Raw genomic sequence first — 22,090 nt, forward strand, 5'->3', positions numbered from 1 at the left:
TAAAAATCTCAAGGGTCACTGGAACGAAGCGCTGTCGACGGCGTGATAGACGTAGCGTCCACCGGTCATCCGCTTGATCTCTTCGAGGTAATTGGAGTTCATCACAAACAGATTGGCGCCTTCGGGCAGCGCATCCATGGCTTCTTGCGGCGACGACACGCGCGCGCCGCTCAACGGCAGATAACGTCCCTGCTTGGCCGGGTTGATATCCACCACACGATCCACTGCTACACCGGCGCGTTGCAGAAACAGCGCATATATCACGCCTTTGGACGAGGCGCCCCAGATCGCCGAACCCTGCTCAGGTGCCGACCGAATGATCTGCAATGCACGGTCGAGGCTGGCGGTAAAACCTTCGGGCAGCGTAAGGCGCGGCACCGGTTGTTCCGGAGTAAGACGCAACGTGGAGAGGTCAGCAACGATGTACAGGTACTGGCCACCGAACAGATGGCCGGCCTCGAGCACCGTGCCGAACATCCGGCGCAAGTCATCGAGGCGAAAATAATTGACGTGTTCGTAGAACAGGTCGAACCAGGCCTTGTGTTCGAGGATCCAGTCGAAGCACGGCACTTCGATGTAGATGTGCCCGCCCTGATTTGCCGCAGCCATTTCAGCTAGAAACGCTACCGGATCCTGAATGTGCTCGAGTACGTGTCGTAACACGATCGCATCAGCCGAAAGGCCCAGCTCGCGGGTGAACGGCGCCCTGATCACATCGGCATTGTCACCTTCGTAGGAAGGATCAATGCCGGTAATGGCATAACCCAGGTCGCGAAGCATTTCGAGAAAGTAGCCTTTTCCGCAACCGATTTCTAACAGAGCCCGATGGGAGAAATGGCGGGCCAAAATCAATTCGACAGCCTTAAGATGCTCCTGAAAGTGCACCGAATGCGCTTGCTCGTTTTGATAGTCAACATCATAGCTGAGCTTGCTGGCGTCGAAGGTCTGGTTGAAGATCAGCCCGCTCTGACTGTCCTGTACCAGAACAATGTCTGCGACACCCGAAGCCTGCGCCTGCTCGGCGGTGGCAAAGGTAAGGTTCTGCAACACCGGCAGCCCGTTCGCCCGGTAGAGTTCATGCTGCATGTTCTTCATCCTTCAGTTGCGAGATCCGCTGAGCATCGCCCCAAAAAGCCATGGGTTCATGCACTGAGTAGCCGTAATGCCCCAGATTGAGGGCGATAGAGGATTGCCGTTGACGAACCCGTTGCTCAACCAAAGTCCGAACGGAAACTGGCTTGCCACTGCAGCAGTTGAAGATCCCGAAAACATCGCGACGCATGATCAACTGAACCAGCAGGGAAGCGGCTTGGGTGATTTCCAGGTAATCACGCAATTGGTCACCGGCCGACATATTGAAATGCGTGTCGCCGGCATCGATGGCTCGGTCAAGGCTGGCCAAAAGACTATTGGGGTTTTGCCCTTCGCCATGCAGATAAAACAATCGCGCCCACTGCAAAGAGAACGCATGCTCGCGCTGCAATGCCATCAGAAACTGACGCAGAGTATTTTTGGCCAGGCCATAGGGCGTGCAGGGCCTGGCGTCGACAGCCTCGCTCAATGAACCACTTTGCAGGCCATATTCGAAGCAGGTTCCCGTTACCATCACCTGGCCAATACCCGCGACGATCAAGCGCTTGAGAAAGGCATAATCGCGCGGCAGATTCTGCTCGAAATGAAACAGCGCCTGATAATCAGGCAGCCCGCTCCATGCCAGATGTGCGACGGCGTCCATCCCGAGAGCCAAAGCTTCGACGTCGAGATCCGCTGAATGAATATCCGCTGCGACGAATTCAACGTCAGTAAACCACGGCAAAACTCTCGCCGCTTCAACGTTACGAGAGACTGCACGAACGTTGATTCCTTTGGCGAGCAAAGCGCTGATAAGGTGTCGGCCCACAAAACCGGTAGCGCCGGTTACAAGCACATTCTTGACCAGGTTCGTCACAACGCGACTCCGGGAAAGCCTTGGTCGAGTAACGGATGACAGGAATCCTTGGTCGACAAGTTTTTGACAGGCAACGGCCAACGAATCGAAAGCGCTGGATCGTTCACCGACAGACCTGCCTCGTGCTCCGGTGAATAATCGGCGTCGGTGAGGTAAAGCACTTCCGACTCATCAGTCAACGATTGGAAACCGTGGGCAAAACCCGCCGGGATCAACAGGCTGCGTCCGTCGTCAGCCCGCAACTCTTCGGCGTGCCACTGCAAATAGGTTGCCGACTGCGGTCGCAGATCGACCACCACGTCCCAAATTGCGCCTCGTATACAGGTGATCAACTTCGACTCCGCATACCCGGCTTTCTGATAATGCAGTCCTCGCACACTACCTTTTTCGACGGTCCGCGAATGGTTGACCTGGCGAACCGCAAACGGCCGATGTTGTGCAGTCAGACGGCCCTGACAAAACAATCGGGCAAAGCGTCCCCGATCATCGCAAAAGACCTTTTGCTGGATAAGGTACAAACCTTCCAGTTCGGTTGCCTGTAGTGTGAAATCAGTCATCGGCGCTCCCTGTAGAGGTTCAATTGCTTCAAGGTCACGGCGCGCATGTCATCGCCGTTCTGCCACGCCAGATGCCAGTCGAGGGTTTGCGCCAGGCATTGCTGCAGTGACCAACGCGGCTGCCAGCCGAGCAACTGGCGCGCGCGACTGCTGTCCAGACGCAACAGACCGGCCTCGTGCAATTCACTCGGTTCGATGCGCAAACCCCGCGCTTGCGGCCAGCGACTGGCGAGCAGTTCAACCACTTCGCCGACGCTGCACATGTCCGCTTCGCCCGGGCCAAAGTTCCATGCGCCGGCGTATTCCGGGCCTTGCTCGTAGAGGCCCGCGGCCAATTGCAGATAACCGGCCAGCGGCTCCAGCGCGTGTTGCCACGGGCGCACGGCTTGCGGGTAACGCAGGATCACTGGCTCATCCGCCGACCAGGCTTTCAGTACATCGGGAATCAATCGCTCAGGGGCGAAATCACCGCCGCCCAAGACGTTGCCGGCGCGCGCCGTGGCCAAGGCCAATCCGTGCTCGGCGTACTTGTCCGCCGGGAAAAACGACGCGGCGTAAGACTGCGCCAACAACTCGCAACAGGCTTTGCTGCTGCTGTAAGGATCGTGGCCACCGAGGGCTTCGTCTTCACGGTACGGCCACAGCCATTCCTTGTTGGCGTAAACCTTGTCGGTGGTCACCAGCACACAGGCGCGCACGCAACCGACCTGCCGAATCGCTTCGAGCAGGTTGAGTGTGCCCATCACGTTGCTGGAATAAGTGCCGAGTGGATCGCGATAGCCTTCACGCACCAACGGCTGCGCGGCGAGGTGCAAAACGATCTCCGGCTCGGTGTCGGCGATGATCTCCAGCAGTGCGCCGAGGTCGCGCAAATCACCGCGCTGATCGTTGATGCCTTCGTGTACGCGCGCCAGTTCGAACAGGCTCGGTTCGGTCGACGGATCGAGGGCAAAACCGCCGACCTCGGCGCCAAGGCTATGCAGCCACAGGGTCAGCCAACTGCCCTTGAAACCGGTATGCCCGGTGACAAGAACGCGTTTGCCACGCCAGAATTCGGCACTCAGTCCCATTGCTTCCATGGGGCCTCCCCGCTCTGCCACAAGGCTTCGAGATGATTCTTGTCGCGCAGGGTGTCCATCGGCTGCCAGAAACCGTCGTGCTGGTACGCCATCAGTTCACCGCGCTCGGCGAGACCGTCCAGCGGGCCGGATTCCCACGACGTGTCGTCACCGCTGATCAGCGGCAGAACCTTGGGCGACAGGACGAAAAAGCCGCCGTTGATCCAGCCACCGTCGCCGCGTGGCTTTTCGGTGAAACCGAGCACGCGATCGCCGTCACGATCCAGCGCACCATAGCGTCCCGGCGGTTGCACGGCGGTCACCGTGGCTTGTTTGCCGTGGGTCAGGTGGAAGTCGACCAGAGCGCTGATGTTCAAGTCAGAAACGCCGTCGCCGTAGGTAAAGCAAAAAGCTTCTTCGTTTTCCACGTAGCGTGCAGCGCGGCGCAGACGGCCACCGGTCATGGTTTCTTCACCCGTGTCGATCAGCGTCACGCGCCATGGCTCGCTGTAATTCTGGTGCACGTCCATGCGGTTTTCGCGCATGTCGAACGTCACATCGGAGGTGTGCAGGAAGTAGTTGGCGAAGAAGTCTTTGATCGCGTAGCCCTTGTAGCCAAGGCAGATCACAAAGTCATGAATTCCGTGGGCGGAATACTGCTTCATGATGTGCCAGAGAATTGGCTTGCCACCGATCTCGATCATCGGTTTTGGTTTGAGGTGCGACTCTTCACTGATGCGCGTGCCCAGGCCACCCGCCAAAATTACTGCCTTCATCGTCTCCCCTCTTGTTCGTCACAGGGCTGCGCGTCGCTTGGTTGAGCGGCGGGCCTTCTGGCTAAACCTTTCTGCCGTTATGGGCGCAGCGGATGTGACCGCGTGCGCTCGTTTTATGGCGATTTGAGGGGGACTTGCAGGAAACGCGCCAGCTCCAGTGGCGGCTTCAAACTCGAACAAGATCTGCAGAACACGTGGCCTCGCAAGCAAAAAGGGGAGCCTGATCATCAGCGATCGGGCTCCCCTTTTTCAGTTTTACATTGATCACTTACAGCGCGATCAATCCGCCAGCCAGCCATATTCCCAATAACGCAGGTTATCGCCGCGCAGTATGTAATCTCGCCGCACCACCTCACGCAATTCATCGCCCATGCGGTAGCTGGCGTCCGGGTCGGCCAGGTGCATGCGGATCGCTTGCAGCCATTCATCCGTGGTGTTGGTCTTGACCCGCGTGCACGGCAGGTAGCCGCGATAGGCCTCGGTGTCAGTGCAGATCACCGGGTAACCGCAGGCGCCGTATTCCAGCAAGCGCAGGTTGCTCTTGCAGTCGTTGAAAATGTGGAATTCCAGCGGTGCCAGCGCCAGATCGAGGTTGAGGCTGGCCAGTTTGGCCGGGTAATCCTCCAACGGAATCACGCCGTGGAACTCATGCATGTATGGACGCAAATCATCCGGGCACATGCCAAAGAATACCCAGTCGACCTCATTGGCCAACTCGCGCACGACCTCGGCGATCACTGCCAGGTCACCATGGTGGCTGGTGCCGCCGCCCCAGCCAACACGCGGTTTTTTCGAGGTGCTGCGCTGGCTGCGCAAATTGGCCCACAGCTCTTTGGCCAGCATGTTGGGCACCACGCGAATGTCGTGATGCATGCCCGACAAGGCATTGGCCAGTGGCTGCGTTGACACCACCACGCGATCGCACAAGCCAATCGCACGGCGCACCAGTCGCTCCATTTCATACTTGTCCGGCATGTTGCGGATGTGCGCGTTGCGATGTGGAATGTCGATGACGTAGTCATCCAGCTCGAAAATCCGTCGGGCGTTGAAAAACGCCTGCAACGGCGGAATTTCGTTGATCGCTTTCTCCGAATATCGTCCCTGCAGCACGATGACGTCAGGCGACTGGCGTTCAATGTCGATGATCGACGGCAAGCCATAGCAGAAGCGGCCCTCGACGCGGCCAGCGGCGACCAGTTCGATCATCGGCTGAGTCATGCGATAGTGCCCGATGGCCGAGTCATTGATCGGCACCGCCAGCACGTTGGGCAGCAGCGCCTTGGAAAACGCGCTCCAGCCACTGCGCTGTCCAGGCTCGAGGTTAAAACTGCTGCCGCCGGCACCTTGTAATGACAGGTTTTTGTTGTACGCCGGATCGCGCGCAATCAACGGCAGCCAACGCTTGTAGAACACTTCCTGTTCCTGGTCGCAGGTTTGCCGTTCCTGCGCCGACGCGGCAACGTTCACCCGTGCGCCTAATGCCAGCGCAGCGTACGGCGTCCAGACCACCAGATAACCGTGCTGCGCAACGCGCAGGCACAGATCAGCATCGTTGAGCGTCAGCGTCAGGTTCTGCTCATCGAGGCCACCGACCTCATCGAAAATCGTTTTGCGCACCATCAGGCAATCACCGCCGACGGCGCTCAGGTTGTGCGCCACCTGCAAGCGAAACATGTAGCCCGCCGCATGCATGGACTGGCCATAAAACGGCAGGCCGACCGGCGCATGCAGCCCCAGAATCAGCCCGGCGTGCAGCAACCGGCCATCAGGATTGAACAGCTTGGCGCCGACCACGCCGACCTCGGGACGCTGCGCATGATTGAGCAACTCGTCGAGCCAGTCACCCTGAGTGATCACCGCGTAAGGGTTGAGCATCAACACGTATTCGCCGCGCGCCTGGGCCACGGCCAGGTTGTGCACGGCAGCGAGATTGGCTTGCGCGCAACCGAGTACACGAATGCGTTCGCTGCCCAATTGCGCCATGCCGTCCAGCCACAAACGCGCTTCAGCGCTTTCGCTGCCATTGTCGACCAGCAGCAATTCGTACTCGCTGTAGACGGTTTTTTCCAACAGGCTTTCGACGCAGCGTTGCAGCGCGGCGGTGTGATCCTTGGTGACGATGATGATCGACACCAACGGCCGTGCGGCATGCTGATAATCGACGCGATTGAGCAATTCGGTGCTGCCGCGACGGATCGTGTGAGCAACACCCAAACGCTGCAAATGCGCTTCAAGCAGGCGCGGATTGTTTTCAATGACACCGGGCTCGGCGAGCCACTTGGCCAGGTCACGCGCGGATTCCAGCAACACCTCGGCGACGTGACCAACCACTTGCGTGCCGTCGCTCTCGACCATGCGCAGCAGCACATCGTGCGGCGCCAGATCAGCCAGCGCCGTATCGAAACCACCGAGGTCGACGAAGCGTTCGCGCTCGAACGCCAACGCGCGCCCGACATAGGGGAAGCTGCGCATCAGGTCGAGGTTGAAATCCGGTTTGAAGGCAGGCTCGGCCGATTCGCCACCGCGCAAACTGCCCTCGTCGCTGTACAGGCATTTGAACGCGAGAGAATGGGCGATGCGCTCGGCCATGATCAACAGCGCCGGGGCAATAAGACGATCGCCGGCGTGCAGCAGGTAGAACCAGTCGGCGCCATCGAGTTGCGGCAACAACTCATTGATCTGCGCCAATCCGTCGTCAAGCAACGGCAAATGGAACACCCGACCATTGAGCTCGGGTTCAGTGCACGCGGCGGACAGCACCAGAATCAGGTTCGCCGGGTAGTCCTGTTCAGCGAGCGATTGCAGGGTTCGTTCCAGCGCTGCATTGCTGCCCTTCTCGTCGATGACGATCGGCACGATGCCGGGGTTGCGCGACCAGTCGGTGAGTGTCACTGCAAGCAACTTGCGCTGCTCGCTGGTGAGTACACGACACGCCAGCCACTGTGAATAGAGTTCGGCAAAGCTCTGGCTGTCAGCACCGACAAGCCATTGCTGACTGCTTTGCTTGGTGCCCAGTGTGCGGCTCAGTGGCAGCTCTTCCCAGACGCGTGGCGCGGTATCGGCGTCAACCAACGGCACATAGCGCACCCAGCCTGGCGCGGGCGCCGCTTCGGTGTTGCGCGCCTTGAGCATTTGCGACACCCACTCACGCTCTACTTCGACGGTGTCCTTCATCGATTGCTGCGCGCTTAAGCGTTCCGGATAGAGGCGCTCGGCACAGAGTACGGTGTTCAACACCGCCAGATTGCCCCGGCGCAGCAGGCACACGAATAAAGCGAAATCCAGTGTTGCAACGAAGCAGTGACCTTCCTGCGTCAAGGCCGGCAGCAGCTCGACGAGGTCGGCACGGCGGAACAAGGCGTTGCTGAAACCGCCGAGGATATTCACAGGGAAATTGTCAAAGACGCTCAGCAGGTCGTCGCCTTTGAACAGGCCATCGACCGGCGACAGCGAGGTGTTTTCCAGGCGCGACGGCAGGATAATGTCATCGGCATCCCACAGCAGACGCGAGGCCAGCACCAGACTCACTTCATCGCGGGAAAATTCCGCAGCCTGTTGTTCGATACACGCCGAATACAGGTGATCGTCGTCACAGAGAAACTTGAGGTACTCGCCTTGCGCCTGCTCGAGACACGCCTTGAGATTGCCGACCAGGCCCAATGTGCGCGGGTTGCGTACGTAATGAACCGTGACACCTGATTGCTCGACCACCGAGGCGACAACGCCTTCGATCTCGGCGCCACGGCTGTCGTCGCAGACAATGATTTCGAGGTTGCCGTAACTCTGACTCACGGCACTGTGCAATGCCCGTTCAAAAAAACGCGGATTGAACGCGGGAATGACCAGGCTGACAAGGGGAAGTGAATTCACGTCGGACTCGCAAGCGGCGGGAACCCGCCCGGAACAGCGAGCCCTCTGATACCGCGAAAAAAGGCTTTGAAACAGGTAAACGGGCGCTTACGCGCCCGCCACCCTCAGATCTTGTTGAACAGGCCCAACTGAGAGATTTTGCTGAACGCCAGTTGCGCCGCCTGCAGCATGGTCTGCTGCAAGGTCAGGCGAGTCATGACTTCGGCCGGATCGGAATCGCGGATCGAGCCCTGAGTCGTGGAGTTCGCCGTGCTCAAGCTCTGGTTGGTAATGGTCTGCATATCCAGCGCCTGACCACGGGCACCGATTGATGTCACGGAAGCGCCGATCTGGTTAGTCGCCGCGTCGATGTTGCCGAGGCCGGACTCCATCACGCCCTGGAATTTTTGCTTGGCCACTGGATCACCATCGATCGGCGTGTTCAGCGCGGTGACCATCTGACCCAAAGTGTCGAGGATGTTCTGGGTCTGGTGGTTGTTCGGCTGGATCGAAAACTGATCGCCCGCCGCCGGCGTGTTGCCCAGTGCAAACGTCACGCCCGCAGCCGTCGCATTGCTGCCCGACACGGTACCCGAGGACACCGGTTTACTGTCAGCAGTGACGGGCGCTGCGTACAGGTCAAACGCGGTGGCGCTGGTGAATTTGAGGACGGCACCACCCTGCGGGAAGGCAGCGGTGTACGCAGCCTGATCGGTGATGGTCGAACCGGTGATGACCGCTGTCGACGGGTTGCCCGGGCTACGCGTAGTGGTAAACGTGTCCGGCGTCGAGGACAGCTGGAATGTGTGCCCGGCGATCACGGCGTCCGGGTTGGTGTCACCGGTCTTCAAGTTGATGTTCAACTTCAGATCGACGCCACGGAAGCTGACGGTCTGGTTGGCACCGCTGCTGTTGCTGACTACGCCGTTCTGGCTGGCTTCAGCGGTCACGTCGTTGCCCAGCGCATCGGTGATTTTCAGCTGCGTGCTGCTCAGGAAACTCACGGTGTACGGCTGACCACCGGTGAACTTGCTGTTGTAAGTGGCGGCAGTGCCGACCGTACCGTTGGACAACACAACACGGCCGTCATCCACTGCCGGAGCCGTCATGTTGGTGCTGGTGCGACCGGTGTTGATGGTCTGCTGGAACGCTTCCCAACCGGTGGTGTTGGTGCTCACGGTCATGCCGTCGCCAATGCCCAGATTGATGGTGGTCTGGTCACCGTTGTAGGTGAAGGTGCCATCGGCATTTTGCGAGTACGGCGCGGTGTCGGTTTTCGAACCGGAGAACAGGTAGTTGCCGTTGGCATCCTTGGAGTTCATCAGGCCCAGCACTTGTTGCTGGATCTGGCCCATTTCTGCCGCGTAGGCCTGGCGATCCTTGTCGGTGGCCGTGCCGTTGTTGGCGGCCAACGCAAGGTCCTTGGCGCGTTGCAATGCAGTAGTGATGGAATCCAGGGTGGTTTCCTGCACGTTCAACGCACTTTTAGTGCTGTTGATGTTGCCGTTGTACTGATCAAGCAACGCGGCCTGCTGGCCCAGTTGCAGCAAACGACCGGCACCGACCGGATCATCCGATGCGGTGTTGATCCGCTGCAGGCTGCTCGCCTCGCTCGCGGTGGCCACAGCCTTGTTGAAGTTACGCTGATAGTCCGACGCTTGCGTGCCGTAATACTGGGCGGTGGAAATGCGCATGAATTACGACTCCTTAAAGGCTGTTGATCAGCGTGGCGAAAGTTTCCTGCGCAGCTTTGATGATCTGCGAAGACGCTGTGTAGTACTGCTGATATTTGACCAGGTTGCCGGTTTCTTCATCGAGGTTGACCCCGGACAGCGAATCGCGCGCACCTTGCGCGTTATCCAGAATCGCCGTGGTCGCGGCGCTGTCAGACTTGCCTTGGGCAGTCTTGGTGCCGACGTTGGTCACCAGTTTGTTGTAGGCGTCGGTCAGGCTGATGCCCTTGCTCGCCGAACCGGTGTCGACCGTTTGTTTGGTTTGCAGACCGACCAGCGCCTGCGCGTTGCGGTTGTCCGAAGACGCCGCACCGGTGAGGTTCATGGTGAAGGTTTCACCGGACTTCGGCGTGCCGCCGACCGTGGTTTGCACGGTGAAGGTCTTCTGCACGTTCGGCGTGACGGAGGTGTCCATCACTGGATTGCCGTTGGCATCGAGGACGCCGACTTTCAGATTCAGTGTGTTCGACTGGCCAGGCACGATGGTGCCGGTGCCGATGTTCTGGCCCTTGGCGTCGACCAGCGTGTAGGACTGACTGCCGCCGCTGGCGTCACCGAACACCAGTTTCACTGGCGTCGAATTCTTCAGCGCCGCCTGCATGTCAGCCTGGGCAGTCGGGTTGTAAATGTTAATCGTGTCGCTCAGCGTCGGCTGGGTGTAAGTGCCCAGACCGTTGGCGCTGGCCGAACCAGTCAGCGGGCCTGCGGCAGCGATCTTCTTCGGATCGCTGAGCACCGTCTGGATGCTCGCGGCGGCATTACGCGTCGGGGTGATCTTGAAGCTGTCACCGGCGCTCAACGCGCCACCGTTGAGGGCCAGAGTGAAACCGTCGATCACTGGCGGCGGATTGGTCGTGGTGCTGAACGTACCGAGGTCGGTGCCATCGGAGCGCTTGACGCTGTAGTCGGTCGCGCTGGTGAACGTCACCTGATAATCGCTGGTGGTCAGCTTGCCGGTGTCCTTGATGGTCACATCAAGATTACCCGAACCGGTGCTGTTGCCCGCCTGCGCGATGCTGCGCTGACTGATCAGCGCGGCACTGTTGATGTTGTTGAAAATCGCCGCGCCGAAGTCACCGTTCTTGTCGATGCCCTGCGCTTGCTGGCTGTTGATCTGATCGGCAACCACCAGGGCCACACGGCCCAGCTCATTGAGCGACGGGTCGAGGACGTCTTTGCGATACGTCAGCAGACCACCGATTTCGCCACCGCTGATCACCGAAGTGATGTCGATAGTGCTCGAACCGCGATCCATCTGAATCGACATGCGCGACGGATCGTCTTTGCTGGCAACCATGCTCAGCGAGTTGGTGGTGTTGCCGATCACCAGCGGCTGGCCGCTGCCGACATATACGTCAAAACTGGTGCCGCGTTCAACGACCTGCGCACCGGTCAACTCGGAGAGCTGACGCACGGCTTCGTTACGGCTGTCGAGCAAGTCGTTCGGCGCGCCGCCGCTGGTGGAAATCTCACCGATCTTCTGGTTCAGGTTGGCAATCGACGTGGCCAGTTTATTCACCTGAGCAGTCATGTCGCTGAGGCTGCCATTGATGGTGGTGTTCTGGTCATTCAGTTGCTTGGCGAGGGCGTTGAAACGGCTGCTCAGCGCTTGCGCACCGGTCAGTACCGACTGACGCGAGGTGTCGTCGGTGGCCGAGGTCGACACGCCTTGCATCGAGGTGAAAAACTTCTGCAGCACACCGGTCAGACCGGTGTTGGTGTCAGACAGAATCGAGTCCAGCGGCGTGGCCTGCGCAAGGTACGAAGCCGCTTCGCTGTTCAGCGAGGTCGCGGTGTGCAACTGCGATTCCAGGTACGAGTTGTAGACCCGACGCACGTCGGCGAGGGTTGTGCCCGTGCCGATAAAAACAGTGCCGTACTGCTGCGAGGCTTTGGTGCCTTGCACGGTTTGCTGACGTGAGTAACCGGCGGTGTCGACGTTGGCAATGTTGTTGCCTGTCGTAGCCAAAGAGGACTGGCTCGACGCCAGACCCGACATCCCGATATTGAGCAAACTCATGGTTCAGACCTTATACCTTGTGCCTTATAAAGGCGTGGTGGATACACCCGCCGCAGCGTAGTTTTGAAGATTGTTCATCTGCTTGGCAATTTGCGAAATCTTTGTCGCGTAGTTCGGGTCGGTGGCGTAACCGGCCTTCTGCAACTCGCGTACAAACTGTTCTGGGTTATCGGCCGACTTCAGCACATCTTGATAGCGATTATTGCTCTGCAGCAAAGTCACCAGATCGTGGAAGCTGTCCTTGTACGAGGCGTAGGAACGGAACTCGGCCGTCTCCTTGACCATCGCGCCATTGCGGAACTCGCTGGTGATGGCGCGGGCCGAATCGCCCTGCCAGTTGCTGCTCGCCTTGATGCCAAACAGGTTGTGGCTGCTGCTGCCATCCTGCGCACGCATGACCGATTTGCCCCAACCGGTTTCCAGTGCCGCTTGCGCCACCAGATAACGCGGATCGACGCCGATGCGGTCGGCAGCTTCCTTGGCCATCGGCAGCATGGTGTTGACGAATTCGTCGGCAGAGCTGAAGGCTTTTTTCGCCGGCGCCAGCGGAATCTGCGCCATCGCGCGGCCGTAAACTTGCATCTGCCCGCCGGAGGCTTTTTCGTTCTCGGCGCGGGCCAGCCAGTCGCCGTTGTACAGCGGGCCGGAACCGGTAATGGCGGCGGGCGCGGTCGCTTGCGGCAACGCATTGGATGCGCTGGTCGCGGTCGTGGCCGACGGCACCAAACCGGCGAGCAAACGATCGGTGAGTTTCGGCGGCAACGACAGACGACGCTTGTTGATCATCGCCATGTCATTGCTGTGCGACGTATCGGTGCTCGACACACGCCCGGAACGCGACGCCCACAACGGACGCTCGCCATTGACCCGCGACAACGGGCCGTTGATCGCGGTGGTGCCCGCCGCAATCGGCGTGACCACGCCAGCGGCTTTCGCCCGCGCTTCTTCCTGCTTGGCGGCGGACGCGGCCGCAGCCTCACCCGGCGCCATCGGTTTGTTCTTCTGCATCTGACGCAGCAGCACGTCCGCCAGGCCGATACCACCGCCCTCGCGGGACATGGACACCGCCAGTTGCTGGTCGGACATTTCCTGATATTGCTTGGCCGCCGGGGTGTTCAGCGGATTGTCCTGACCGAGGGTGTCGGTGGCCGAACGCATCGACTTGAGCATTTCGCCGATGAACAGCGACTCGAATTCCTGCGCGACTTTGCGCATGTTGCCGTCGCTGTCCTTGTCGCCCACCTTGAGCTGATTCAGACGATTGAGGTCGGAGTACGAACCCGAATCGGCGTTGCTGACCAGACTGCCTTTGCGCATATCCATGATGGTCGGCCTCAGATCACGATCAAGTCGGCTTGCAACGCGCCGGCCTGCTTCAGTGCTTCGAGGATCGCCATCAAGTCACCCGGCGCCGCGCCGACCTGGTTCACCGCACGGACGATCTCGTCGAGGGTGGTGCCCGGGCCGAATTTGAACATTGGTTTGGCCTCTTGCTCGGCGTTAACACGCGAGCGTGGCACGACAGCGGTCTGGCCGTTGGACAACGGGCCTGGCTGGCTGACGATCGGGTCTTCGGTGATGGTCACGGTCAGGCTGCCGTGGGTCACGGCGGCTGGCGAGACTTTGACGTTCTGGCCGATGACGATGGTGCCGGTGCGCGAATTGATGATGACTTTCGCCACCGCCTGACCCGGATCAACTTCAAGGTTTTCGAGGATCGACAGGTAGTCGACGCGCTGGCTCGGATCGAGCGGTGCCGTGACGCGTACCGAGCCGCCATCGATGGCTTGCGCCACGCCAGGGCCGAGCATGTCGTTGATCTTGTCGACGATGCGTTTGGCGGTGGTGAAGTCGGAACGGTTGAGGTTCAAGGTCAGGCTGTTGCCTTGGTTGAAACCACTCGGCACCGAACGTTCAACCGACGCACCGCCGGGGATGCGACCGGCCGACGGAACGTTGACGGTGATCTTCGAACCGTCACGGCCTTCGGCATCAAAACCGCCAACGACCAGGTTGCCCTGAGCGATGGCGTAAACGTTGCCGTCGATACCCTTGAGCGGGGTCAGCAACAGTGTGCCGCCGCGCAGGCTCTTGGAGTTACCGATCGAGGACACGGTGATGTCGACCTGCTGACCCGGTTTGGCGAACGCTGGCAGATCGGCACTCACCGACACCGCCGCGACGTTCTTCAACTGCACGTTGCCCGAACCCGGCGGCACTTTGATGCCGAACTGCGAGAGCATGTTGTTGAAGGTCTGCAGTGTGAACGGGGTCTGCGTCGTCTGGTCACCGGTGCCGTTAAGCCCGACCACCAGGCCGTAGCCGATCAACTGGTTGGAACGCACGCCAGAAATACTGGCGATGTCTTTCAACCGTTCGGCGTGTGCAGTGAAAGCCGCAGACATCAACAGCGCGGCCACCATAAGGCTTTTCAGATTCAACGTAGCCACCTAGAAAGGGAACAGCGGGCTGAGGAAGAAACGGTCGAACCAGCCTGGCTGACTCGCATCGGCAAATGAGCCTGTGCCCGAATAGGTGATGCGTGCATCGGCGACGCGGGTCGACGACACGGTGTTGTCGGTGGCGATGTCATCGGCACGCACCAGACCGGCAATGCGCACCAGCTCATCGCCGGTGTTCAGCGTCATCCACTTCTCGCCGCGCACGGCGATGATGCCGTTGGGCAGCACGTCCGCCACGGTCACGGTGACGGAGCCGGTCAGGGTGTTGCCCTGCGCAGCCTTGCTGTCGCCCTTGGTCGCGCGGTCGCCGCTGTAGCCAACGTCCAGACTCAAATCGTTACCGCCCAACGGGTTGTTGGTCACGCCGCTACCGCCGAACAGCGAGGTCAGGCCGATGCCGGTCTTGCTGTTCTTGGCCACTTGCGAGTTGGCGTTTTTGCTCGCCTGGGTTTTCTCGTTGAGGGTGATGGTGATGATGTCACCGACCCGGAACGCCTTGCGGTCGCTGTACAGGTTCTGTTCGAAACCGGCCTGATAGATCGAGCCATTGTTGGCCGCCGCCGGCAACGGAGTACGCGGCAACACCGGAGCGTAATAAGGGTCATTGGGCTTGGGCGTCGGTGCGACACAGCCCGCGAGCGAGACGACCCCACCCAATGCCAAAACAGATACGAAGCGTTTCATGACCCTACCTCACGGTGTTGCAGGCAGCCTCATGGCCGCCTCATAGACTGATTACAGATTCTGCGTTACGAACGAGAGCATCTGGTCGGCGGTGGAGATCACCTTGGAGTTCATCTCGTAAGCGCGCTGAGTGGTGATCATGTTGACCATCTCTTCAACGGTGCTGACGTTGGAACCTTCCAGGGTGTTCTGCAGCGTGGTGCCGAAACCGTTGAGGCCCGGGGTGCCGATTTGCGGCGCGCCGGAAGCAGCGGTTTCCAGGAACAGGTTGTTGCCCACCGCCTGCAGACCGGCCGGGTTGATGAAGTCGGCGGTTTGCAGGTTGCCGATCACCTGAGCGGCCGGGTTACCCGGAACGGTGATCGACACGGTGCCGTCAACGCCGACGGTGAAGCTCTGCGCGTTGTTCGGGATAACGATGGCTGGCTCCAGAGCGAAACCGCTGGCGTTGACGATCTGGCCATTGGAGTCGAGGTGGAAGGTACCGTCACGGGTGTAAGACGTGGTGCCGTCCGGCTGCAGAATCTGGAAGAAACCGCGGCCGTCGATGGCCATGTCCAGCGGCTGCTCGGTGGTTTGCAGGCTGCCGGCAGTGAAGTTTTTCTGCGTGCCGACGATGCGCACACCGGTACCCAATTGCAGACCCGACGGCAGTTCGCTGTCCTGAGTCGACTGGGCGCCTGGCTGACGCTTGATCTGATAGAGCAAGTCCTGGAACTCGGCGCGGTCACGTTTGAAACCCGTGGTCGACACGTTCGCCAGGTTGTTGGAGATGGTGGTCAGGTTGGTGTCCTGGGCGGACAGACCGGTTTTGGCAACCCATAGAGCCGGAAGCATTCAATTCTCCTCGTGCGCCTGTTTTACGGCGCGACGTTCTGATAATTAGCTGATCTGCAAGACCCGAGCCATGGCCTGGTCGTCGTCTTTGGCGGTGTTCATCATCTTGACGTGCAACTCGAACTGCTTGGCCAGGGCCAGCACCGAGGTCATCTCTTCGACGGCGTTGACGTTGCTCGACTCTAGGAAACCCGAGACCAGTTTGACGTTGGCATCGGCCGGCGCAGGCTGGCCGTCCTTGGTGTAAATCGAGCCGTCGAGGCCCTTGTTCATGTTCTTGATGTCCGGGTTGACCAGTTTGATCCGGTCGACCTCCGCCATGACGCGCGGGCCTTCGCCCATCGCACGAATACTGATGGTGCCGTCTTCACCGACTTCGACTTGCTGCTCGGGCGGTACGGCAATCGGCCCGCCATTGCCCATCACCGCCATGCCGTTGCCGGCACGCAATACGCCGAGGGCATCGATGTTGAGGCTGCCGGTGCGCACGTAGCTTTCGCCGCCGTTCGGGTTCTGTACGGCAATGAAACCGTTGCCGGTCACGGCGACGTCGAGGTCGCGACCGGTCTCGACCAGCGAGCCCGGCGAGAAGTCAGTGGCCGGACGTTCGCTCATGGCAAACGCACGCGCCGGAAAGCTGTCACCAAACACCGGCATCGAACGGGCCTGTTCCAGGTCCTTCTGAAAACCGTTGGTGGAGATGTTCGCCAGGTTGTTGGCATGCGCCTTTTGCGCCAGCGCGTTCTGGCTGGCACCGGTCATTGCCACATAAAGGTACTTGTCCACACTCTTTCCTCTGCATGCCGGACGTTTGCCGCCCACTGCTGTACTGCTGAGCCATAAGCAATTTGCAGACCAACTTTTTTCTGGCGGCACGCGGCCCGGTAAACAAAGGACTTGGGGGAGATTTAGAGGATTGGGGAAATGTATCGAAGTCGAAAAACCGGCGGTGTTATGCCGCTTGGCGGCAACAGTTCAAAAGATCGCAGCGTGCCGCAGCTCCTAGATGATCGTTCCCACGCTCCGCGTGGGAATGCCTCAATGGACGCTCTGCGTCCGCTTTGGGACGCGGAGCGTCCCGGGCTGCATGCCCACGCAGAGCGTGGGAACGATCACGTGCTGCCCGGGTCTTTGCCGACTTCGTATTCACGCAATTTGTTGGCAATCGTCGTGTGCGAAACCCCAAGCCGCTTACCCAACTGCCGACTGCTCGGGTGCTCTGAATACAGCCGCTCGAGCACAGCCTTTTCAAACCGCCCAACAATCTCGTCCAGCCCGCCCTCCAGCGAAAAATCGCCAAGCGGCTGACGCACGCCGTAGTCCGGCAGGCGAATATGCTCAGCCTTCACCGTCCCGCCATCACACAACGAAACCGCCTGAAACAACACGTTCTCCAGTTGCCGCACATTGCCCGGCCAATGGTAATGACTGAGCCGATCCATCGCCGCCGGTGCCAGTTTCGGCAACGGGCAACCGATCTGCCGACTGGCCTGATCGAGGAAGTGTTCAACCAGCGGCGTCAACCCATCAAGGCATTCGCGCAACGGTGGAATGTGCAGCGAGAGCACGTTCAAGCGGTGATACAAATCCTGACGAAATTCACCGCGCGCGCACAGTTCAGACAGGTCGACCTGCGTCGCGCAGATCACCCGCACATCCAGATAAACCTCTTCATCACTGCCGACCCTGCGGAAGCAACCGTCCTGCAAAAAACGCAGCAGCTTCACTTGAAGGCGCGGGCTCATTTCGCCAACGCCGTCGAGAAACAGCGTGCCGCCCGCAGTCAATTCCAGCAGGCCAAGTTTGCCTTCCGCACGCGCACCTTCGAACGCACCGGGGCCGTAACCGAACAACTCGGTCTCGGCCATCGACTCCGGCAGCCCAGCGCAGTTGAGCGCCATCAGCGGCGATTGCCCGCGCGGACTGGCCAGGTGACAGGCGCGCGCCAGCAACTCTTTACCCGTGCCGGTTTCGCCTTCAATCAATAGCGGTGCGTCGAGGGGCGCCATTCGCCGCGCTTCACGTACCACGGCGGCCATGACTTTCGAGCTCTGGAAGATGCTGTCGAAACCACGCAGTTCTTGTTTGCGCACGTTGTAGATACGCTCGCCGACACGGTCGGCGCGGTGCAACGTGAGTACCGCGCCAGCCATGGCTTCGCTGTCGTCGTGTTCCGATTGCAGCGGCGCGATGTCGGCGAGAAAGACGTCGCCCTTGACCTTCACGCGCATGCCGTTGATTCGCGATTTGTTGGCGCGCACCAGCTCCGGCAAATCGAAGTCTTCGGCGTAGCGTGACAGCGGAATCCCCGGCACTTCATCGACGCGTACACCGAGTAACTGCGCCGCCGCGCGGTTGGCCGCGACAATCGAACCGCCCATGTCGATCGACAGCACTGGAAACTCCAGCGCGCCGAGCAACGCGTTCAATTCCATGTGCCGCCGTTCGCTTGGCATCAGCCCGACGCGCTTGACGCCGAACACCCCGGCAATCGCCTCGAATTTCGGGCGCAGGGCCTGGAACTGGATGTTGATCAGGTTCGGGCAGTGCAGGTAGATCGCGTTGCCATGCTCACCACCGACCTCGCCCCGCGCGACGTTGATCCCGTAGGCCACGAGCAGGTTGAGGATGTCGCGCAGAATGCCGATGCGGTTCTGGCAGTGGACTTTGATACGCATATAAATCGCCCGAATAAACGATGAGAAACCTGTAGGAGTGAGCCTGCTCGCGATAGTGGTCGGTCAGTTGATATTGATGGCGACTGATTCATCGCAATCGCGAGCAGGCTCACTCCTACAGGGGACAGCGCCGCCAGTTTTCTTTGGTGGCGCTCAAACAGTTGTCAAGATTATGTGACAGTCGCCGACCTTTTCAAACCGGCGAATCGCCGTAAATGCGCGATAACGCCTAAACCGTAACGATAAATTTACGAAATCCACGGAAATTTCCTACGCGGTCGCGATCCAACCTACTGCACACAACCTCTCTCCCAGGTAATTCTGAGTCCATCGCTGGACATAACAAGAACGAATTCCCCTAGCAGGAGAGCAGTATGAAGCAGACGCAATACGTGGCCCGCGAGCCCGATGCGCAAGGTTTTATCGACTACCCCGCCGAAGAACACGCGGTGTGGAACACGCTGATCACTCGCCAGTTGAAAGTGATCGAAGGGCGTGCCTGCCAGGAGTATCTGGACGGTATCGAGAAACTCGGTCTGCCCCACGACCGCATTCCGCAACTCGGCGAGATCAACAAGGTGCTCGGCGAGACCACCGGTTGGCAGGTCGCCCGCGTGCCGGCACTGATTCCTTTCCAGACGTTTTTTGAATTGCTCGCCAGCAAGCAGTTTCCGGTCGCGACGTTTATCCGTACTCGCGAAGAACTGGACTACCTGCAAGAGCCGGACATTTTCCACGAGATTTTTGGCCACTGCCCGCTGCTGACCAACCCGTATTTCGCCGAATTCACCCACACCTACGGCAAACTCGGTCTGCAAGCGACCAAGGAAGAACGCGTGTACCTCGCGCGCCTGTACTGGATGACTATCGAGTTCGGCCTGGTCGACACCCCGCAAGGCAAACGCATCTACGGCGGCGGCATTCTGTCTTCGCCCAAAGAAACCGTTTATTCGCTGTCGGACGAGCCTGAGCATCAAGTCTTCGACCCGCTCGAAGCGATGCGCACGCCGTACCGCATCGACATCCTGCAACCGCTGTACTTCGTCCTGCCGAACCTCAAGCGCCTGTTCGACGTGGCCCATGAAGACATCATGGCCATGGTCAAACAAGGCATGCAGCTGGGTCTGCACGCGCCAAAATTTCCGCCAAAGCCGAAGGCGGCCTGAGCAGAACCCGCTCGCGACTTGCGTGCAAAGATAGTAATTTCCAACAAGAATCGAATTCAGGAACCGACCATGTCCACATTGAACCAAGCCCACTGCGAAGCCTGCCGCGCCGATGCACCACAAGTCAGCGACGAAGAACTGCCGATCCTGATCAAGCAGATCCCTGACTGGAACATCGAAGTACGCGACAGCATCATGCAGCTGGAAAAAGTTTTCCTGTTCAAGAACTTCAAGCACGCGCTGGCCTTCACCAACGCCGTCGGTGAAATCTCCGAGGCCGAAGGTCACCACCCGGGCCTGCTCACCGAGTGGGGCAAAGTCACCGTGACCTGGTGGAGCCACTCGATCAAAGGCCTGCACCGCAACGACTTCATCATGGCCGCGCGCACTGACGAAGTGGCCAAGACTGCAGAAGGACGCAAGTAATGCATTTCGACGCCATCGGCCGGGTACCCGGCGACCCGATCCTCGGCTTGATGGAGGCGTATGCGCAGGACACCAACCCGCGCAAATTCGACTTGGGCGTTGGCGTCTACAAGGATGCCCAGGGCCTGACGCCGATCCCGGAAGCGGTGAAAATCGCCGAAGCGCGACTGGTCGAAAGCCAGGACACCAAGACCTACATCGGTGGCCACGGCAACCCGCTGTTCGGCAAAGTCATCAACGAGTTGGTGCTTGGCGCTGACTCGAAACTGATCGCCGAACAACGTGCCGGCGCCACCCAGACGCCGGGCGGTACTGGTGCGCTGCGTCTGGCCGCTGACTTCATCGCCCAGTGCCTGCCAGGCAAAGGGGTATGGTTGAGCAACCCTACCTGGCCGATTCACGAAACCATTTTCGCTGCGGCCGGGGTCAAGGTCAGTCACTACCCATACGTGGGCAGCGACAATCGCCTCGACGTCGAAGCCATGCTCGCCGTGCTCAATGAAGTGCCGAAAGGTGATGTGGTGCTGCTGCACGCGTGCTGCCACAACCCGACCGGTTTCGACTTGAACCACGACGACTGGCAGCGTGTGCTCGACGTGGTGCGCAGCCGCAATCTGCTGCCGCTGATCGACTTTGCCTACCAGGGTTTTGGCGACGGCCTGGAACAGGATGCGTGGTCGACACGGCTGTTCGCGGCCGAGATCCCCGAGCTGCTGATCACCAGTTCGTGCTCGAAGAACTTCGGCTTGTATCGCGACCGCACCGGTGCGTTGATTGTCTGCGCGAAAAGCGCTGACAAGCTCATCGACATCCGTAGTCAATTGGCCAACATCGCCCGCAACCTGTGGTCGACGCCGCCGGATCACGGTGCGGCGGTGGTCGCGACGATCCTCGCCGACCCGGAGCTGAAAGCGCGTTGGGCCGATGAAGTGGAAGCCATGCGTCTGCGCATTGCGCAACTGCGCAGCGGTCTGGTTGAAGCACTGGAGCCTCACGGTTTGCGCGAACGTTTTGCACACATTGGCGTGCAGCGCGGCATGTTCTCTTACACCGGGCTGTCGCCGGAGCAAGTGAAACAACTGCGCGAGCATCACAGCGTATACATGGTCAGCTCAGGTCGGGCGAACGTCGCCGGCATCGACGCCACGCGCCTCGCCTTGCTCGCCGAAGCCATCGCCAGCGTCTGCAAATAATCCCGCAACCCCTGTAGGAGCTGCCGAAGGCTGCGATCTTTTGATCTTGATTTTAAAAACAAAGATTAAAAGATCGCAGCCTTCGGCAGCTCCTACATTTGTTTTGTGGTGACCTTCAGGTTTTTCCCTCCCCTGCGGCCATCTGTCGCATTATTTTCAATTAAAAGTCTGATTGTCATTTTTCCTGCTGTATCCTGCGCAGGCTTTGTAAAAGCGCGGATCTACCAGATCTATCAACAGACTTAGCGAGGAGCGCAACCATGCACGAGATTCCTAATCTCCCCTTCCCAAGCCTGCACGTACCTGAGCAGACGACCACGCAACAAGCCGGCGCCCAACAGCCCGAGCCGAAAGAAGCCGTTGAGAGCCGTCCGGCCGACAACGAAGAGTAAGACCCGTCGTACAGACCGTGTGGAAAGCGCTAACATGCGCTTTCCACACTGCCTGAACCCCGAGCCCGCCATGACTGACGAATTCTCTGAAAGCCAAGCTGCCGTACTGATCGGCGCCACCGAGAAGATGATCGATATCTGGAACCGTCTCTCCCCCGAAAAACAGGCCGCCCTGCTCGCCCGTTTTGGCACTGAAGAAAACGCCCTCGCCGCACTCGTCACCACGCAATTGGTTGCGCCGGCCAAGCCGTGAATCTGCCATCCGGCAAATAGTTTTACTTTTCCCCGCCCCAGATTCCTCCACGCCGGTA

Annotated in this window: 19 protein-coding genes; 5 read left to right on the forward strand and 14 right to left on the reverse strand. The window is 59.6% G+C overall.

All coding sequences use genetic code 11. The features are described 5' to 3' along the window. Positions 1 to 15: 15 nt before the first annotated feature. The 14 genes from ACP3TY_RS17575 to ACP3TY_RS17640 all read right to left on the reverse strand — a co-directional run bounded on the left by ACP3TY_RS17575 (position 16) and on the right by ACP3TY_RS17640 (position 18,602). Positions 16 to 1,086 carry a class I SAM-dependent methyltransferase gene (locus ACP3TY_RS17575; protein WP_212544219.1) on the reverse strand — a complete coding sequence of 357 codons (1,071 nt, stop codon included), beginning with the start codon at positions 1,084 to 1,086 and terminating at the stop codon, positions 16 to 18. Further along, positions 1,076 to 1,948, reverse strand: a complete 873-nt coding sequence (locus ACP3TY_RS17580) for an NAD-dependent epimerase/dehydratase family protein (RefSeq protein ID WP_426618084.1) — start codon at positions 1,946 to 1,948, stop codon at positions 1,076 to 1,078. The genes ACP3TY_RS17575 and ACP3TY_RS17580 overlap by 11 nt, the downstream gene beginning before the upstream one ends. After that, on the reverse strand, positions 1,945 to 2,505 hold the full coding sequence (gene rfbC / locus ACP3TY_RS17585; protein ID WP_426618085.1) for a dTDP-4-dehydrorhamnose 3,5-epimerase: 561 nt from the start codon (positions 2,503 to 2,505) through the stop codon (positions 1,945 to 1,947). Before rfbC ends, ACP3TY_RS17580 begins: the two co-directional genes overlap by 4 nt. Then, positions 2,502 to 3,584 carry a CDP-glucose 4,6-dehydratase gene (gene rfbG, locus ACP3TY_RS17590; RefSeq protein ID WP_426618086.1) on the reverse strand — a complete coding sequence of 361 codons (1,083 nt, stop codon included), beginning with the start codon at positions 3,582 to 3,584 and terminating at the stop codon, positions 2,502 to 2,504. Before rfbG ends, rfbC begins: the two co-directional genes overlap by 4 nt. After that, a complete protein-coding gene (gene rfbF, locus ACP3TY_RS17595) occupies positions 3,566 to 4,339 on the reverse strand; it encodes a glucose-1-phosphate cytidylyltransferase (protein WP_212544216.1) in 774 nt (257 codons plus the stop codon). The genes rfbG and rfbF overlap by 19 nt, the downstream gene beginning before the upstream one ends. Before the next feature lie 279 nt (positions 4,340 to 4,618). Further along, positions 4,619 to 8,209, reverse strand: a complete 3,591-nt coding sequence (locus ACP3TY_RS17600; protein ID WP_426618087.1) for a glycosyltransferase — start codon at positions 8,207 to 8,209, stop codon at positions 4,619 to 4,621. Between the two features lie 104 nt (positions 8,210 to 8,313). Next, positions 8,314 to 9,882 carry a flagellar hook-associated protein 3 gene (locus ACP3TY_RS17605; RefSeq protein ID WP_400650051.1) on the reverse strand — a complete coding sequence of 523 codons (1,569 nt, stop codon included), beginning with the start codon at positions 9,880 to 9,882 and terminating at the stop codon, positions 8,314 to 8,316. A 13-nt stretch (positions 9,883 to 9,895) separates the two neighbouring features. Next, positions 9,896 to 11,941 (reverse strand): flagellar hook-associated protein FlgK, encoded by a 2,046-nt coding sequence (gene flgK, locus ACP3TY_RS17610; protein ID WP_426618088.1) that lies wholly within the window; start codon positions 11,939 to 11,941, stop codon positions 9,896 to 9,898. Between the two features lie 24 nt (positions 11,942 to 11,965). Beyond that, the gene (flgJ, locus tag ACP3TY_RS17615) at positions 11,966 to 13,264 is read right to left on the reverse strand and encodes a flagellar assembly peptidoglycan hydrolase FlgJ (protein ID WP_282353927.1); all 1,299 of its coding nucleotides are present in this window, start codon (positions 13,262 to 13,264) and stop codon (positions 11,966 to 11,968) included. Between the two features lie 11 nt (positions 13,265 to 13,275). Next, on the reverse strand, positions 13,276 to 14,364 hold the full coding sequence (locus ACP3TY_RS17620) for a flagellar basal body P-ring protein FlgI (RefSeq protein ID WP_053118300.1): 1,089 nt from the start codon (positions 14,362 to 14,364) through the stop codon (positions 13,276 to 13,278). A 27-nt stretch (positions 14,365 to 14,391) separates the two neighbouring features. Further along, entirely contained in the window at positions 14,392 to 15,087 is a 696-nt protein-coding gene (gene flgH, locus ACP3TY_RS17625; RefSeq protein WP_053118299.1) for a flagellar basal body L-ring protein FlgH, read from the reverse strand. A gap of 51 nt (positions 15,088 to 15,138) precedes the next feature. After that, positions 15,139 to 15,924 (reverse strand): flagellar basal-body rod protein FlgG, encoded by a 786-nt coding sequence (gene flgG, locus ACP3TY_RS17630; protein WP_053118298.1) that lies wholly within the window; start codon positions 15,922 to 15,924, stop codon positions 15,139 to 15,141. Between the two features lie 45 nt (positions 15,925 to 15,969). Beyond that, positions 15,970 to 16,710 carry a flagellar basal body rod protein FlgF gene (locus ACP3TY_RS17635; RefSeq protein WP_053118297.1) on the reverse strand — a complete coding sequence of 247 codons (741 nt, stop codon included), beginning with the start codon at positions 16,708 to 16,710 and terminating at the stop codon, positions 15,970 to 15,972. Positions 16,711 to 17,036: 326 nt separating this feature from the next. Continuing rightward, positions 17,037 to 18,602 carry a sigma-54-dependent transcriptional regulator gene (locus ACP3TY_RS17640; RefSeq protein ID WP_400649041.1) on the reverse strand — a complete coding sequence of 522 codons (1,566 nt, stop codon included), beginning with the start codon at positions 18,600 to 18,602 and terminating at the stop codon, positions 17,037 to 17,039. A gap of 374 nt (positions 18,603 to 18,976) precedes the next feature. Here ACP3TY_RS17640 and phhA point away from each other — a divergent pair, with 374 nt between their 5' ends. The 5 genes from phhA to ACP3TY_RS17665 all read left to right on the forward strand — a co-directional run bounded on the left by phhA (position 18,977) and on the right by ACP3TY_RS17665 (position 22,032). Next, a complete protein-coding gene (gene phhA, locus ACP3TY_RS17645; protein ID WP_053118286.1) occupies positions 18,977 to 19,768 on the forward strand; it encodes a phenylalanine 4-monooxygenase in 792 nt (263 codons plus the stop codon). A gap of 69 nt (positions 19,769 to 19,837) precedes the next feature. Continuing rightward, positions 19,838 to 20,194 (forward strand): 4a-hydroxytetrahydrobiopterin dehydratase, encoded by a 357-nt coding sequence (locus tag ACP3TY_RS17650; protein WP_003222798.1) that lies wholly within the window; start codon positions 19,838 to 19,840, stop codon positions 20,192 to 20,194. Further along, positions 20,194 to 21,387 carry an amino acid aminotransferase gene (locus ACP3TY_RS17655; RefSeq protein ID WP_426618089.1) on the forward strand — a complete coding sequence of 398 codons (1,194 nt, stop codon included), beginning with the start codon at positions 20,194 to 20,196 and terminating at the stop codon, positions 21,385 to 21,387. Before ACP3TY_RS17650 ends, ACP3TY_RS17655 begins: the two co-directional genes overlap by 1 nt. 260 nt (positions 21,388 to 21,647) lie before the next feature. Then, on the forward strand, positions 21,648 to 21,779 hold the full coding sequence (locus ACP3TY_RS17660; protein ID WP_008088845.1) for a hypothetical protein: 132 nt from the start codon (positions 21,648 to 21,650) through the stop codon (positions 21,777 to 21,779). Between the two features lie 70 nt (positions 21,780 to 21,849). Continuing rightward, the gene (locus ACP3TY_RS17665) at positions 21,850 to 22,032 is read left to right on the forward strand and encodes a hypothetical protein (protein WP_053118279.1); all 183 of its coding nucleotides are present in this window, start codon (positions 21,850 to 21,852) and stop codon (positions 22,030 to 22,032) included. Positions 22,033 to 22,090 lie beyond the last annotated feature (58 nt).

The sequence above is a fragment of the Pseudomonas rustica genome (assembly GCF_049959085.1).
Classification (GTDB): Bacteria; Pseudomonadota; Gammaproteobacteria; order Pseudomonadales; family Pseudomonadaceae; genus Aquipseudomonas; species Aquipseudomonas rustica.

Excerpts from the sequence above, each read along its gene's own strand:
- ACP3TY_RS17640 (WP_400649041.1), bottom strand. The coding sequence starts at position 18,602 with ATGCGTATCAAAGTCCACTGCCAGAACCGCATCGGCATTCTGCGCGAC.
- flgJ (WP_282353927.1), bottom strand. The coding sequence starts at position 13,264 with ATGGATATGCGCAAAGGCAGTCTGGTCAGCAACGCCGATTCGGGTTCG.
- phhA (WP_053118286.1), top strand. The coding sequence starts at position 18,977 with ATGAAGCAGACGCAATACGTGGCCCGCGAGCCCGATGCGCAAGGTTTT.
- flgH (WP_053118299.1), bottom strand. The coding sequence starts at position 15,087 with ATGAAACGCTTCGTATCTGTTTTGGCATTGGGTGGGGTCGTCTCGCTC.
- ACP3TY_RS17575 (WP_212544219.1), bottom strand. The coding sequence starts at position 1,086 with ATGCAGCATGAACTCTACCGGGCGAACGGGCTGCCGGTGTTGCAGAAC.
- flgK (WP_426618088.1), bottom strand. The coding sequence starts at position 11,941 with ATGAGTTTGCTCAATATCGGGATGTCGGGTCTGGCGTCGAGCCAGTCC.
- ACP3TY_RS17650 (WP_003222798.1), top strand. The coding sequence starts at position 19,838 with ATGTCCACATTGAACCAAGCCCACTGCGAAGCCTGCCGCGCCGATGCA.
- ACP3TY_RS17660 (WP_008088845.1), top strand. The coding sequence starts at position 21,648 with ATGCACGAGATTCCTAATCTCCCCTTCCCAAGCCTGCACGTACCTGAG.
- rfbF (WP_212544216.1), bottom strand. The coding sequence starts at position 4,339 with ATGAAGGCAGTAATTTTGGCGGGTGGCCTGGGCACGCGCATCAGTGAA.
- flgG (WP_053118298.1), bottom strand. The coding sequence starts at position 15,924 with ATGCTTCCGGCTCTATGGGTTGCCAAAACCGGTCTGTCCGCCCAGGAC.
- ACP3TY_RS17655 (WP_426618089.1), top strand. The coding sequence starts at position 20,194 with ATGCATTTCGACGCCATCGGCCGGGTACCCGGCGACCCGATCCTCGGC.
- ACP3TY_RS17605 (WP_400650051.1), bottom strand. The coding sequence starts at position 9,882 with ATGCGCATTTCCACCGCCCAGTATTACGGCACGCAAGCGTCGGACTAT.
- rfbG (WP_426618086.1), bottom strand. The coding sequence starts at position 3,584 with ATGGAAGCAATGGGACTGAGTGCCGAATTCTGGCGTGGCAAACGCGTT.
- ACP3TY_RS17620 (WP_053118300.1), bottom strand. The coding sequence starts at position 14,364 with ATGGTGGCCGCGCTGTTGATGTCTGCGGCTTTCACTGCACACGCCGAA.
- rfbC (WP_426618085.1), bottom strand. The coding sequence starts at position 2,505 with ATGACTGATTTCACACTACAGGCAACCGAACTGGAAGGTTTGTACCTT.
- ACP3TY_RS17665 (WP_053118279.1), top strand. The coding sequence starts at position 21,850 with ATGACTGACGAATTCTCTGAAAGCCAAGCTGCCGTACTGATCGGCGCC.